This is a genomic window from Ruegeria sp. HKCCA4633, assembly GCF_013034605.1.
Classification (GTDB): Bacteria; Pseudomonadota; Alphaproteobacteria; order Rhodobacterales; family Rhodobacteraceae; genus Ruegeria.
Window position 1 is genome coordinate 1,048,461 of sequence record NZ_WQGJ01000001.1, and the last position, 13,682, is coordinate 1,062,142.

14 protein-coding genes are annotated in these 13,682 nt (G+C 49.8%); 6 read left to right on the forward strand and 8 right to left on the reverse strand.

The window, feature by feature from the left end:
- Positions 1-23 precede the first annotated feature (23 nt).
- On the reverse strand, positions 24-467 hold the full coding sequence (locus GOV85_RS05190; protein WP_171175670.1) for a putative quinol monooxygenase: 444 nt from the start codon (positions 465-467) through the stop codon (positions 24-26).
- A 150-nt stretch (positions 468-617) separates the two neighbouring features.
- Complete coding sequence (locus GOV85_RS05195) at positions 618-2,360, reverse strand: amidohydrolase (RefSeq protein WP_171175672.1); 1,743 nt, start codon at positions 2,358-2,360, stop codon at positions 618-620.
- A gap of 146 nt (positions 2,361-2,506) precedes the next feature.
- On the opposite strand from GOV85_RS05195, the gene GOV85_RS05200 reads away from it, so the two are divergent.
- The 4 genes from GOV85_RS05200 to GOV85_RS05215 all read left to right on the forward strand — a co-directional run bounded on the left by GOV85_RS05200 (position 2,507) and on the right by GOV85_RS05215 (position 5,745).
- The gene (locus GOV85_RS05200; RefSeq protein WP_171175674.1) at positions 2,507-3,421 is read left to right on the forward strand and encodes a helix-turn-helix domain-containing protein; all 915 of its coding nucleotides are present in this window, start codon (positions 2,507-2,509) and stop codon (positions 3,419-3,421) included.
- Positions 3,422-3,557: 136 nt separating this feature from the next.
- The gene (locus GOV85_RS05205; RefSeq protein ID WP_171126978.1) at positions 3,558-4,040 is read left to right on the forward strand and encodes a hypothetical protein; all 483 of its coding nucleotides are present in this window, start codon (positions 3,558-3,560) and stop codon (positions 4,038-4,040) included.
- A gap of 9 nt (positions 4,041-4,049) precedes the next feature.
- Entirely contained in the window at positions 4,050-4,580 is a 531-nt protein-coding gene (locus tag GOV85_RS05210) for an outer membrane protein (protein ID WP_171126979.1), read from the forward strand.
- Positions 4,581-4,740: 160 nt separating this feature from the next.
- A complete protein-coding gene (locus GOV85_RS05215) occupies positions 4,741-5,745 on the forward strand; it encodes an AraC family transcriptional regulator (RefSeq protein WP_171175676.1) in 1,005 nt (334 codons plus the stop codon).
- Between the two features lie 62 nt (positions 5,746-5,807).
- On the opposite strand, the gene GOV85_RS05220 is transcribed toward GOV85_RS05215, so the two are convergent.
- The 3 genes from GOV85_RS05220 to GOV85_RS05230 all read right to left on the reverse strand — a co-directional run bounded on the left by GOV85_RS05220 (position 5,808) and on the right by GOV85_RS05230 (position 8,496).
- The gene (locus GOV85_RS05220; RefSeq protein ID WP_171126981.1) at positions 5,808-6,320 is read right to left on the reverse strand and encodes a hypothetical protein; all 513 of its coding nucleotides are present in this window, start codon (positions 6,318-6,320) and stop codon (positions 5,808-5,810) included.
- Between the two features lie 227 nt (positions 6,321-6,547).
- Positions 6,548-7,219, reverse strand: a complete 672-nt coding sequence (locus GOV85_RS05225; RefSeq protein ID WP_348540164.1) for a hypothetical protein — start codon at positions 7,217-7,219, stop codon at positions 6,548-6,550.
- A 305-nt stretch (positions 7,220-7,524) separates the two neighbouring features.
- Positions 7,525-8,496: a transporter gene (locus GOV85_RS05230; protein ID WP_171175688.1), complete on the reverse strand. Its 972-nt coding sequence runs from the start codon at positions 8,494-8,496 to the stop codon at positions 7,525-7,527.
- A 327-nt stretch (positions 8,497-8,823) separates the two neighbouring features.
- On the opposite strand from GOV85_RS05230, the gene GOV85_RS05235 reads away from it, so the two are divergent.
- Together GOV85_RS05235 and GOV85_RS05240 are read left to right on the forward strand one after the other, a co-directional pair.
- Positions 8,824-9,321: a hypothetical protein gene (locus GOV85_RS05235; RefSeq protein WP_171175690.1), complete on the forward strand. Its 498-nt coding sequence runs from the start codon at positions 8,824-8,826 to the stop codon at positions 9,319-9,321.
- A 97-nt stretch (positions 9,322-9,418) separates the two neighbouring features.
- On the forward strand, positions 9,419-10,117 hold the full coding sequence (locus GOV85_RS05240) for a hypothetical protein (protein ID WP_171175692.1): 699 nt from the start codon (positions 9,419-9,421) through the stop codon (positions 10,115-10,117).
- Between the two features lie 33 nt (positions 10,118-10,150).
- Here the strand turns inward: GOV85_RS05240 and GOV85_RS21755 are convergent, their stop codons facing one another.
- The 3 genes from GOV85_RS21755 to GOV85_RS05255 all read right to left on the reverse strand — a co-directional run bounded on the left by GOV85_RS21755 (position 10,151) and on the right by GOV85_RS05255 (position 13,431).
- Positions 10,151-11,503, reverse strand: a complete 1,353-nt coding sequence (locus GOV85_RS21755; protein WP_171175694.1) for a mechanosensitive ion channel family protein — start codon at positions 11,501-11,503, stop codon at positions 10,151-10,153.
- A 288-nt stretch (positions 11,504-11,791) separates the two neighbouring features.
- A complete protein-coding gene (locus tag GOV85_RS05250; protein WP_171126987.1) occupies positions 11,792-12,556 on the reverse strand; it encodes a hypothetical protein in 765 nt (254 codons plus the stop codon).
- The gene (locus GOV85_RS05255; RefSeq protein WP_217358269.1) at positions 12,553-13,431 is read right to left on the reverse strand and encodes a hypothetical protein; all 879 of its coding nucleotides are present in this window, start codon (positions 13,429-13,431) and stop codon (positions 12,553-12,555) included. The genes GOV85_RS05250 and GOV85_RS05255 overlap by 4 nt, the downstream gene beginning before the upstream one ends.
- Positions 13,432-13,682: the final 251 nt, after the last annotated feature.

Consider the following 13,682-nt stretch of genomic DNA (forward strand, 5'->3'; position numbering starts at 1 on the left):
TCCCCTGATCTACGTCCTAAGGCTTAGGGCTGTTGGGGACGGTCCTGTGCTACGCCTGCAATTGGTCGACCAATCTCTGCGCCAATGCTTTCAAAGAGCTCTTGATGGCCATCTGAGAGAGGTGAAAGGGTGACAATCCGTTCAAACTGCGCAAGTTCCACCAATTTTGGTAGAAACGGTTCGATAAGTGTCTCATGTCGTGCGTGGGCCGCGGCATCAACGTAGCGTTCATAGCCATATACCGTTTCACCAACCCGGGCGAACTCATAAACCAAAAGCCCGTCATCCGTGGCAGACGCCACGACCATTTCCTTGGCAAGGGTATCGAAGGCCTGTGCGTTTTCATCAGGCACTTTCAGGATTGCAATAAAAGCCACTTCTTCCGCGAACGCAGCAGTTGCTGTCGCCAGAGTTGCGATCAGCCCCAAGACCGTGATGTGGGGTCGAAAGTTCAATTCAGCCTCCATTCATTAGTACGGGTTTTTTCTGATGATCTGAATTCCGATTGATACACCCCAAAGGCTCAGGAACGTCCGGTATTCCACCAAGTGAGCCCAATTCAGAAAGCCCGTAGGAGCGGACAGCGCTACAATGACACGCTGACCGCCATCACATTGTCAGATCCCATCGCGATGAGTGAACCGACCGTCCATCAGCGTGCCCAGCACCTTGATGTTCGAGATTTCACGCGGTTCGACGGCGGTAATATCCTGATCGAGAACGACGAGGTCAGCATACTTGCCCACTTCGATTGAACCGATCTTATCTTGCATCGCCTGCTGAGCGGCAGGATAGATTGTGACTGCCTTCAACGACTCTTCCAGTGAGGCCGGTTTACGAGACAATGGGAACGGCTTGCTGTCCGGGTTCAGCGGGTCTTGCAGTGTCATCGCAATTTCAACGTTCAGGAGCGGACCGATCAGATCAATCGGCGCGGATGGCACATCCGAAGAAATCGACACGTTGTGCCCCAATGCCATCAGCGACGAATAGCGCGCAAAAATCGCCTCGACCTTAGCACGCCCCAACAAGTCCAACGCGTTTACATCCTGCGCTTCCCAGTCAACGTGGAAAAGTGGGGTCGTGTTCACCATGATTTCGTTTTCAATAACAGTCTCGTGGTCCTGATCAGATACCCAGAAATAATGGTGCAAAAGGTTGTTCGGAACGTCATAACCTGCGCCGCGCGCGGTCATGATCGCGTCCACCGTGTTGCGCACTGTTTGTGATCCATCGACGTGAGTGCCCACCGGAAGTCCGTTCTGATTGGCCTGCAGGTAGACCGAAGTTATCATTGGGCCTTCAATGGCAGCCGCTCCACGCGTTGCAGACCCATCGGCGTAATCGTCCAGCATCCAGGCCGTCTTTGAACTCCAGTTCCCTTCTGGATGGATCTTAATTCCCCAAATGCGCAGCATGTCGCTGTCGTATTGCTCTCGTAACTCGAGAGTGTGTTCTACGATTTCGTCAGCAGTGGCGGTTGGGTCCTTGAACCCCGTCGCAACAAAGGTGCGGATCGTAAGCTCACCGTTCTTTTCCAGTTCGTGTAGGTGGGCCAGCGCGAGTTTCTCGTCATCTTTCACAAGAGACAGATCGGTAACTGTCGGCATAGCCATCAGAGGCACGTGAACGGCTGTAATCCCGGTTTTGACGGCCTGATCGTAGAGGTTTTTCTGGATGTCAGGAATTTCACCTGCCGGGTCCCAAGCGCCTGCATTTCTAAATGCCGCAGCCCACTGGAACTCAATGCCGATTCCCGTCTGGTTGCCTTCGGCGTTGCGCTGCCAGAACATTACGCCCGGCACCTGATCCTCTTCGTCGGGGCTGACCTGACCCGCTTCGAAAGCTTTGGAGTTCATCCAAACGTCGTGGATTGTGAAGTCGAGGATAAAGGCCGGACGGTCAGAAACCACCGAATCCAGATCTTCTTTCGTGGGCCACCCGCCATAAGCCACTTGATTGAACCCATAGCCAAGGATCAACTCTTCGTCGGGGTTTGCATCGGCATACTCCTTGATGGCCGCCAAGGCCTCTTCAAGCGTTTCAATTCCAAACAGACTGACACCGCGCGATGTCCATCCTGACGCAACGATGTGATCGTGTCCCGACACAAACCCCGGCAACAGGGTATCCCCGCCCAAGTCGAGAACTTCGGTGTTATCACCAATCAGCGCCTCCGCCCCTGCGGCATCGCCAACGTAGCTTATCTGGTTCCCCGTGACCGCAACGGCCTGCGCGGTCGGCGCATCGTCGTTCATGGTAAGAACAGAGGCATTGGTAAAGACCAGATCGGCGGCCTGCGCATAGAGAGCTGTTGTTGAAACCAGTAGCGCGGCAATCGAACACGATAGCTTATTCATGAGTAACTCCGAAAAATTGAAACGGGTATTCAGATATTTGCGATCAACAGTGCAGTCAGAGTTTAAAGTTGGCTATCCGATTTGTGCAAACTATTATGAATATTAGAATTCCTCTCGCAGGAATGGGGTGAACAGTCAGAGGTGTCATGTACCAAAGCGCCGAGATCCGCTCGATTGAAGAGTTGCCTGACTATAATGACGTGGAGTTCAACGCGACCGCGCTTTGCCCCGCGGGACCACGAATGACCTGGCAAAGCGCAATGTTTGCAGAAGTGGGCATACATATTGAGACTATTTTCACACGCATGCGGTACCAAGAAATTCAGTACCGCGGCACAATCTACTATGGTCTTGTTCTCCCGCACGGTGATCCAGTCCGTTTTCAGGGGCTTTTGTACCAAACCCCATTTATTGTTTGCTGGCAGGGACTGAGGCCAACAGAATTTGATTACGTGGTCGAGGCTGGGACGCAAATCTATGTGTTGGAGGTACCTCGGGCAGTTGCCGAACACCGAGGGTGGACAGAATTTGGTGCGCCCATTCGGCTGACAAAATCTGACGCCCTGAACAGCTATATACGCTCTTTGGAAACTTGCTTGATCCTGGGTCAGTCGAAATCCGCAACCAATCCAAATCCTGTGTTCAATGCACTTGCCCAAGAGCTTGAACGCCTGATGGGCGATGCCCTTTTCTGTTCGGGTCGTGAAGAGGTTTTCAGCAAATCGGATCATGGCCATTGGAAAATCGTCACTGCCGCGGAAGCGCTTCTGATGGACGATAACAATGCCGGAATAACTATTCAGGAACTTTGTCGCTTGCTTGGGGTGCCCAGGCGGTCGCTATACGCTGCGTTCGAAAAACAGATAGGGCTTGGTCCGGGTAAATTTCAGACACTTATTCGATTGCATCGCCTCAGATCGCTGCTTCTAAATACGCCATATGAGAAAGGTGTCGTGTCTAAACTTGTTGGGGAAGCAGGCTTCAATCACTTTGGTCGAACATCTGTTGCCTATCGTCGGTTCTTTGGAGAGTCGCCGATTGACACAGTTAAGCGATCCTGACTCGCAGAAAAAAGAAAGATCTTAGTTATCAAACTATTAGCGCCTCTTCAAACTGTTATAATACCGTAAATTACCTGCTAATTGCTCCACTCTGTACCGATATCTGAATTGCAGAAACGAAGAGTGGAGCAATCAGATGTCCAACTACAAGAAACTTGTTACGCTGCGGGCTCTCTATCCCTCAACAACCGCAGCAGCTCAAAATCTGGTTATGCGGGCCGCAGAATTGAAGCGGGCGCGCGAATATCAAATCCGTATCGAACTTAACGGTACTTTTACTGCGCAAGTCGCCTTCGAAAACGCAATGAAGGAAACCCTGCTTTGGGCTGCGCGTGAATCCCGCGAACTCAGCTCTGAGCGACTGTTCAAGTTCACGATGAGTATTTTCGCACAATTCTCGTTGGAATACCCCAGCTGGTACAAGGTGCTCCCGGAAATATCGGATTATCTACTGGACCTCACCAGTTCAGAATCCTCGAAACTTGATGACGCGGTGGAGCAGGTAAAAAGAGAACATTCGTCGAAAAAGCGGAAGTTGGAAGCATCGAAGGATCAGCATCTTGTCTTTCCTTTGTACGCAAACTCGCCTTCTTCCCCTTTCAACCATGCTGTTCAGTGAGGCAAACCGATGTCCGCAAAATACAATCATAAACACCGCATACCAGCTGCAATTCTGACAATTATTCTTGCAGCATTCACCGCGCCGGCCATGGCCGCCGATTGGAACAACAGCTACATCGGCATCAAGTTCGGCTATGGAGAGCTTGAAAATGGCTTAAGCCATGACAATGGTCTTATCGGATTTCAACTCGGGCGAGATTGGGAAGCCTCAAACTGGGTGGGGGGCATCGCAATCGACGCCAACCATCTAAACTTCGCCTGTGATTGCGGCGATCCAGACACACTCACGCGTATCAGGCTGCGTGGAGGATATGCCTTTGGCAACACCTTGGCCTACGTGACCGCCGGGCCCGCATACGTCTGGGGCGGAGACGTTAATGACCGTTGGGGTTCTTCAATTGGTGCCGGACTGGAACACCGATTATCTGACGGCGTTTCGATATTTGGTGAGATCACACAAGAAAGGTTTGACAATTCCGATGGTGAGTTCGACCTGGAATCGACAACTGCTACGTTTGGGGTCAACTACCGCTTCTGACGCTCAGCCCAGCACAACCTGACCCCGGCAAATCGCAAGAAATGTATTAGCCGGGGTTTAGCAATGTAAGAGCGTCGTCAAGTGGCACACGAATTGCCGCCCACAAACAATCGAGTATTATCCCGCATCAGGACCGCTGCGCACTTAAAGGGAAATGCTCATGGGCGTCGATAACGCATGGCTACGGCATTTTGCCAGGATGTTCGAGGAACGGCTGTCAGATGCCCGTGCCTTTAAAAACGCTTTACAGGACTCCGGTTTGACGCGCAGCGATCTGAGTGAGCCTTCGAAACTCATTGACCCTTACAAAGAAGGTCAGTTTGTCCGCCTGGCTTGCGATCACCTAAAGATGCCAGCCTTTGCTACGATCGCCGGATTGGATTTCAATTCACCGCGAGACATCGTTTGGTACATCTTAAAGTATTCACAAAATCTAAGAGAAGCGATTGAAAATGCATCATATTATGGCGCTTTGATTGATGACACAATTGGCTATTCCCTTGTTGTATCGGGAAATCATGCCTCCCTTCAGCTGCAAATCGTTGACGGAGGTCTCACTAAATTTCACAGGAGGACCGAGTTTCTTATCTTCTCGGCGATCTCTCTGGTGCGCATTATCACAAAAACCCAACTCTACCCATTAGAGGTTCGGATTCAGCATGTAGTCAAATCCGCAGGGCCCGAAATACAAAAAGCCGCTGGCTGCGCCATTTCCTTTGGCTCCGAAAGAACAGAAGTTATCTTACCGCTTTCATCTCTTGATCTGCCAATTCCAAGCTACGACCCGGCTCTTAAAAAGCATCTAACTGATTACGGGGACAACCTGTTGAAAGAGAGGGTGGGCCGAAAGTCGGGCATCCGCAATAGGGTCGAAGCCCTATTGCTGAACGAACTGCCGGGGCGGATTCCAAATCTACAACAGGTAGCAACCGATCTGGGGCTCAGCTCGCGATCACTATCGCGGCGTCTAAGCGAGCAAGGTTTGAAATTTCGCCAAATTGTCGATGACATCCGGTGCGATCTTGCCCAAACATATCTGAAAGACGGCTTCACAATAGGTGAGATTGCGTTTTATCTGGACTTTGCGGGACAGGCGGCATTCTCAACTGCCTTCAAGCGCTGGACAGGTTTAACACCGCGGCAGTTTCAACTGCAAAAAACCTGAAAGGCCCTGTATTGCCGTCTACATTAGTTTTCGGGGCACGATTGGGGCGCACCCCTTACAGGTTAGTGAATCGACGGAACCGGGGTGATCGCGCAGTCTGAAATCTGCGGCGCTTTCCACAAAACAAATTCGTTCTGGTCGCAATCATCGATGACCAGAGCCACTGCATGTTTTGAAATTTTGGTTTCGAGAATGACCGGAGTTTTGTTTGTAAGACAACCAAACCTGGTCGCATAATCCAATGCAGCGTCAAAGCTGGTTGTCCAAGATAGTCCAACTTCTTTACCAAGACTTTGCCCGCGAAATATCGAAATTTCCATGGGAAGCAGGCGCCACTCAGCGGTAGGTGTCCAACTTGACTTACGTTTTTCTGCTCCCATAGCGTGAACAAACATAGTGTGGTCGATTTTTTCAAACCCACCCCACAAGATTTGCAACAAGGGCCAAAAGTCCCAGTTGGAGATTTCATTTTCAAGAAGCATTTCGACCACGGCATCTGCGCGTTGGTCGGCTTCATAATGTCTGTTCAAATGCATGCTGATTACTTCAACGGCACTGATCGCTTCGGTCTTCATGACTGACGCTCCGACTTTGTATCTGCAATTGGCAACGCACCTTAAAAGGTACTGTGATCCAATATTGGAGGTGGCGATCCGGTTCCTCATTCGAAAATGAGCCAAAATTTTCGTTTTATCTGCCAAGCTGAGGTAAATCGCAAAAAATTTACAAGATTTATAGATTTGGATTCCATCAGGGAATCTTACGTCCGAACATTATCTTTAGCTCGAAGTTGAGCGCGACGCTAAAACCTGAGGCCCAAGCCTATGGAAAATCCGTCAAAATCCTCGGCGATTACACCATTCAGCATGATCCGCCCGGCTTGCACCGATGGAATACCAACTCGGCTTGTGTCAATCTCGATGCCGACGCCGGCAGTTGCCAACCAATCAGTGTCCAGAACCTTTGCGGCATCCCCATGATAATATACCAGCCCAGCGTCCAGAACGAGGAGAGTGGCCAAGTTGAAGAACCTGACATCCTTCAAAGGATAGCGATGGCGAGAAAATAGCGTCGTTTGGTTGGAGCTGGCCTTGGCCCCACCGGCCTGTGGTTCGTCAATTGGGTGAAACTCTAGAAACGTTTGGCGCAATCGGTATTCTGCCTGCCAAAGGCCAATTTGTGCTTCCTTGAATACGGCGACAGATGCCCCTAGTCCCAGTGCATTCAGGTTTCCGTCAACTGAATCCGCAGACCCCGAATTGACTGGAAGCAACGGGAAGTCGATAATTGAAGCATCAGCCGTAACGTGGCCGAGTGATACATGCCCGACCGGACGAATGCGCCAGTCATTTTTTAACGGAAATTCCCAGCCTACACCGAAGGTTGCCGCCACGCTTGCCCAGGTTACATCTACATCGACACCAGGTGCAATTTCTGGAAAGAAAAGCACCGGGTTGTATTTCTGATAAGCCACAAGCCCTTCAAGATATAGGCCATTTTCGAGTGGGTGATACCCGCCTCGGAGCTGGGTTGATCTAAGGCTTTTTGTATCGCCAGTCGCCCTCAGAAAAGAAAAAGAGGACATTGTTTCGTTTGGCGTGGCAGCAATACTCAAAACTGACAATGCTGCGCGTGCCGCGGCTTCTGAGGCATCTGGATCAGTGCTTTGCGTTGTCGCTGCAGAGCCTACACCCATAGCCAAAGTCACCGCGCAGGCACGATCTAATCTCATTTTGCCCATGAAGGTAAACGTATTACCAAATGACCCCATCACACCGGTTAAAATGCGTAGGCAAGCGACAGCAGGGTCGCGAAGCCTTCCGTCGTGTTTCGGTTGTCAAATTCCTTCCCTATACGCAAAGCGAATTGAGCACCTGGGAAGGCTTTGGGTTTCCAGACACCTTCGGCTCCGACCAGATTGATCTCATATTTTGAGGGATTACCTCCGGGCGTCCCGCTTTGCCTTGAAACCTGGAATGACCTTGCTGCTAAAAGCCCCAGATTGAAGCCCCGGGCGACTTCTTTTCCGAAAGCAAACTCCAATGACAGTACGTCACCTGGGCGAATATCGGTAGTTTTCTGGCGTCCGAACGTTTCGTAACGTGCCTGAAACGTTGCCGCCCAAGGCAGGCTTGCATCCTGCTTCCATGTTGATCCTACGAACAGCATGTGGCTCCACAGACCCTTGCCGGTGTTGGTGCTTCCACCCGCTTCAAATTCTCCGGTTGGGGCCCAAAAGGTGTAGGACGTTTGAAAGTGCCAGTTATTGTGATGCCACCCCAGCGCGATCGGTGTGATAACTGTGTCTCCCAGGTGATAATCTGTCCCTGATCCAGGTTCAGGCCGTAATACCTGATCCCTGTATGTCAGGACGACGCCTGCCCCATAATCGGCACCCAGTATCCTGACTTCCCGAAAAACATATCTGAAAGTCAACCGGGCCGCGTTGACTGTTGGCGTCGATGCACCGATGTCATTTCCGTCATCATCGACATATCGTTGGATGTCGTAGTTGATCCACCCGTTTTCGATCACCCTGGTTCCCTGGGGTGGCAAAACAGCAGAGGTTTGTCCCAGTCCGGCACCCAGCCCGTAATTTCCTGCAACTGGAAATTGAGCCGCTGCCGTGCCGCCGATAATCGAAACTGCAATGAATGTCAGAGTGCCGAGGACTGCCGAAACATGTGTCGAAACACGAAAAAATGCACATGCTGATTTTGTAGATGTGAGAACATTCCAAAACCACTTCATAATTGAGCACCCCGCCGCCTATGTAAGGCGATCATAGTCAAATTTGTTTATTTGTTAATAGGCGGTGACTTGCTCGCCACGGTCGTCAACTGTTTCCGTTTGAAACGATTGAGCAGCGCCTGAGCATTTCACAGCGACATATGTGCGCTACAGTTCCAGGTTGTTATGCAAGGATACATTTCCCCTGCCCGTCCAATAGCCTCGCGCTCACGTTTTATCGTATGATCTAACAAGTACATTGATACGCTTGACCAGTATCTGCGAAAATACCGTACTACAGAGCCGCTTCCCTTCGCGCCCTTCAAAATCCCACTCGAATTGGACCGATTGAATGACAGTCGCAAAATCCCCAAAAAAGCACCACGACGAGCAGCAACATTGGTAATGGCCGTGATTGGGGCCAGTTTATTCCTGCTCTTCCTTTCTCGCGACCTTCCCGGCGGGTTGGGTGACGATTGGGCAAAACAGAACTTCGGGCTTGTGATACGCTATGTTATCGCAATGACCATAGGTGGGGCCTTCATGGGGTTTCTGCTCGCTCCAATGTTTGGTCGTTCAGGCGTTGGAGGATGGGTCACAGCATTGGTTGGCGGACTTTTGTCAACATTCATTGCAGGCGCGTTCGGCAGCTTTTTTGGATTGTTGCCTGACCTCCTTTCCGATGGCTGGCAGGCAAGTGACCTCGTTTCAAAATTATTTGGGTTTGCGGTTTTGCCACTTGCCGCTGCCGAAAATATCAGCTCGTCTTTGATTTGGCTGGTAATGGTGATTGCGGCACATGTTCTTTCCCTCTTCGAGCGCAGAAAGAACACGGTGTACCAATGATGCTTGTTGGCCCTGAAAGCTCAACACTAAGGTCAGGACCATAACCAATAAATGACGATTGCGGCGCTGCTACGATAAAACCAAAAGGCGCTATTAGATGAATGATATATGGATCATTGCAATACCTATACTGCTTGTTGACGTGGTCAGCCCAGTCCTTTTGGCAGCGACTGCTATCGCGTTAACCGGCGCGAAGCCGATTGCAAGCAGTCTTGCACTGATACTAGGGCATACGGCTGCATATTTTTTAGTTGGAGTTTTGATAGTTTACGGGTTGGCAGAGTTCATTGCTCCGGTGGTAGACTTTGTCATTGATACATTCGTGAATCCGATACCAATTTACTTTGTAATTGGGTTTCTACTGGGAATAGTCTTTCTTACACTTGCATTTACGTTAAGCATAAATGCTTCAATGAAGAAGCAATCGGGCAAGTCTGAAGCCATCCGGCAGAAAGATGGAGTTCTGCCGTCATTCGTCATGGGCGCAAGCATCTGCTTGGTTGGGATACCGTTCGCGGTTACTTACTTTGGTTTCATCAATGAAATGTATCGTTTTAACGTTCAGTCCAAGATAGTAGGATTGCTGATCTACAATATCGCCTTCGCCATACCATTTCTGTTGGTTCCGCTGGCTTACAAACTAATGGGGGTCTCAATCGTTGATAGTCTAAAGTCATTCAACCGATTCATCAGCACTACCGCGTCTTGGCTTATACCCCTTTTGTTTGGAGTTTTAGGTTGTGCTTATATCGTTGATGCAATTAAGTATTTTTTGACCGGTTCCGGGCTGGTGTAAAATCGGGCACGAGAAACTCATAATTGGTTTCGCTCAATCAGCAGACGAAGTCTCATCTCCGGTGTGTACATGCACGTCCATCTGCGGATAAGCGATAAAGATTCCTTTGTTTTGTAAGCGTGTTTTTCCAATCTCTGTCAGATCCCAAAGAACATCCCAGTAATCATCAGTTCGCACCCACGGTCTGCAAAAAACGTTCACGGATGAAGGCCCCAGTTCACCGACAAACACCCGCGTTTCTGGGCTTTTCAGACAACGCTTGTCTTCTTCCACCATTTCGTAAAGGGTCGCCTTCGCGCTTTCGATGTCATCTTTGTATCCAATCCCAAATACAAGATCGACGCGCCGCACACGGTACTTGGTAAGGTTTTCCATAGACCCCTGCCAGATGGACTGATTTGGGATCTGAACAAGGCGATTGTCAAAAGTTCTGAGCTTTGTCGAAATCACATTCACGTCGATAACTGTTCCCACGATCTGATTGATCGAAATAACGTCGCCTTTTGAATAGGGATTAGTCGCTTGAAGCAGAAAACCACCAATCACACTTTGAAAAAGATTCTGCATCATGAAGGCTATCAGAAATCCAAATCCACCGATAACGGCAGTTGTGACACCGATATTTACGCCGAGCCCCCACAGGGCTAAGAGAAATCCAAGTAGTAGAATGCCCCAGCGCACAACATTCGGCACGACGACTGCCGCAATTTCATTTTCTTCATCTCGATTTCGGAGCCATCTGCCAGACACTCTTTTTAGAATGCTCCCGAGAATGAAAGCTGCGATAAGAACTGCAATCGCTTGAAATAGACCGCTTAGCGCCCTGAGCCCCCCCTTACCAGATCGCACCCAGTCCCACGATAGATGTGCGATTGTGGCCCATTGGTACGACAGCATAAGCTCGCCTATGAAGCCTCTGATGAAGTCCTCGTGCTTTTTCACTTCCTCTTCCGGCCCACCTTTACGGGCCAAAGCGTAAACCACGATCATGTAATTTTGAAAGTAACCTATATTCTCTTGGTTTACCGCTTTGATTTCTGCAACAAGTTCAGGGACTTGATCATCTGCCACGGTTTCCAATCGTGTTACACCCTGGGCTATTCTAGCCAGATTAGTTTGGACGCGGCGCTGCCAAATGTCGGCAATTTCTGTAAGATCTTCTACGCCCAACGCAACCAAATGCCGAGCGAGTACTTTTTCGTGTACACTTGGATCACTCGAAATAGAAATTGAGTGCTGATACGGATCCAAATGATCCAATTGTTGTGCTCGTGCCTCCTCAATAAACAAAGACGAAAGCAACGCAAAAGACAAAACGGAAGCTACTATTGAAGCCGTTGTTCTGGCCACATTCCAGAGATTGAATTGCGTCATGTATTCGCTCACACGGGTTCAGTCCATCTTCGCAATCAATGGCACGCCTACTGCAGGAATTCCTATCGCGTTGACTGGTCCTTCAGATTAGGGGCGAAGTGCATCAACTTATCAATACCTTACTATGAAAGAATTTTTCCACAATTCTGTTGTAGAGAGATAGCTCGAACCAGCGATTTTCTTTGATTGAGTGTTCGTGATGTATCCCCGTTGGATAGGGCTGAATGAGCGATAGTGGCTAACTGCGGTTATCGTTAGTGGTTTGAAGACAATACATATTCTTAGCGAACACGATATGAGTTACGGAGGGCCTGGAATAACGCCTTCCTCTTGTAGCACGTGCAGTATTCCTATGATTGTAGCAGTGCTGGTATCAATGGATCCCTTAAGATAGGCTCCTAAACCGCCATCTCCTATTTCACGTGGACCGCCGGATTCATACACCGGATCCAAAGGCTCGAACTCCTCGGGAAAAGCCGGGCAAAAAGGTCGTTCGCTTAAAAAGCGCCCGGCGACTTCCAACAAAATAGCTCGCAGTGCCTCGACATCTTCGACGAACCCCTCAATATCCCGCAATTGCTCAAGGGGTTGAACAACTGCGTCTACAAGCTCGTATGTGACACACTTGTCGCTAAACCGAGCTGTAGCTGAAGCCGAGAAACCAAAAATCCACCTATCTGTCGGATCGCCACGCGCAAAGACGTTCTCCCTTGTTTTGGTGCATTCAAAGAACTGAGTATCAAGTTTCCCACTGAGAGAGACAATTTCGCCTTGTGCCTCAACCACAAACTCACTGAGGTCGGTTCGGCTGCCGCAAGAGTCCAGGATCGGCTCTTCAGCTAGCAGGTCAGGCAATCGGGTCTGCAGATCGCTAAAGTCAAGCACGGCTTCGACACCAACACGAGTTGGTGAAACCGCCGTCATAATCAGGTTGAGACCGTAATCAATCTCTGTTGCGCCGACGACCAGAGTGTCCTCTATGTCAAATTCTGCTTGCTGTGCGGCGGAATGGGAAACAAGGCCGATGCTGCCAAAGAGAAACACCGCAAAATGTGTGTACCTCATTGCTGTCCCTCAATAATATCGCTCAGCTCCATTACGCTGAGCAGGTTGACAAGTGTGGTTGCGTCCGTGTCGATCGACCCCTGAATTTCAGCACCAATGCCACCTTCACCAATTTCAAGCGCTCGGACGAGTGTGGCTTTCGGTGACACCGGCTTCAGTTCCTTGGGAACCGTCAGGCAAATTGGGTTGGCATCAAAATAGTTCTCGGCTTGTTCGAGAATTTCTGTACGTGCCTCTTCAATTACTCCAAACATTTTTGCGATAAAGCCTGTAAATCCCCTAGGATCCAATTCAAGCTCAACGACAGAAAAGCGTACACATTGTGCTTCGACGAAAGCCTCGACCTTGGCTTTGGTGTCGATTTCTTGCGTCAGCCAAAGACCTCCACGTTCTTCGCCCGAAGCATTCTGGCTACAGGAAAAAAATCGAACAAACATCGATCCGCGCAATTCGAAGTGATCTTCGATCGCCTCCGTCTCATGGATCTTAACCGACACTTCTCGCGAGCAACTATCGTCATAGACCCCTGATGCCAGTTCCGGGAACCGTGCCTGAATTGCCCTCAGGTCAGCCATGGCAGTCACACGTAGGCGGGTTTCGGTCGCAGGGCTCAACCCTATGAAAAATGCAACATTAAACACCTCATTGCCGACAGGGACTTCACTGGGCAGTAGAAATTCGATGTCGCCTTTGTATTTCGACGGGTCAATTCCCTCCCCATTTTTTACGGCGGCCAACAATCTCTGAGGATTCAGATCGCCTGACGGTTTAGGTCTTTCACGTTCACAAGCTCCAAGTATGGTGAATAGAACAAAGACTAAAATCATGACTGGTGCTGCCCGTTTCACTTTGTCGAATATGACCAAGTTAGACAAACGTCGTAATCCTGTCCTGAAGGTGAAAACCATTCTACATGAAATAGTTGAGACCAATTGGCTAGTCGAGAAAAATCGGCGATCCGCCTGACCTTGAGTTTGCTTCAACAAAGTAACTGCCCTCAAATCAAAACAATTCCCAAAACCCGAATCCACACGTGAAAAGATGATCTGTTGGTTCAGGTACTACCGTGTTGCGGAGGCATCTGTGTCCACCGTCCACATTTTCTCACATTCTGCCGTAACCCAAA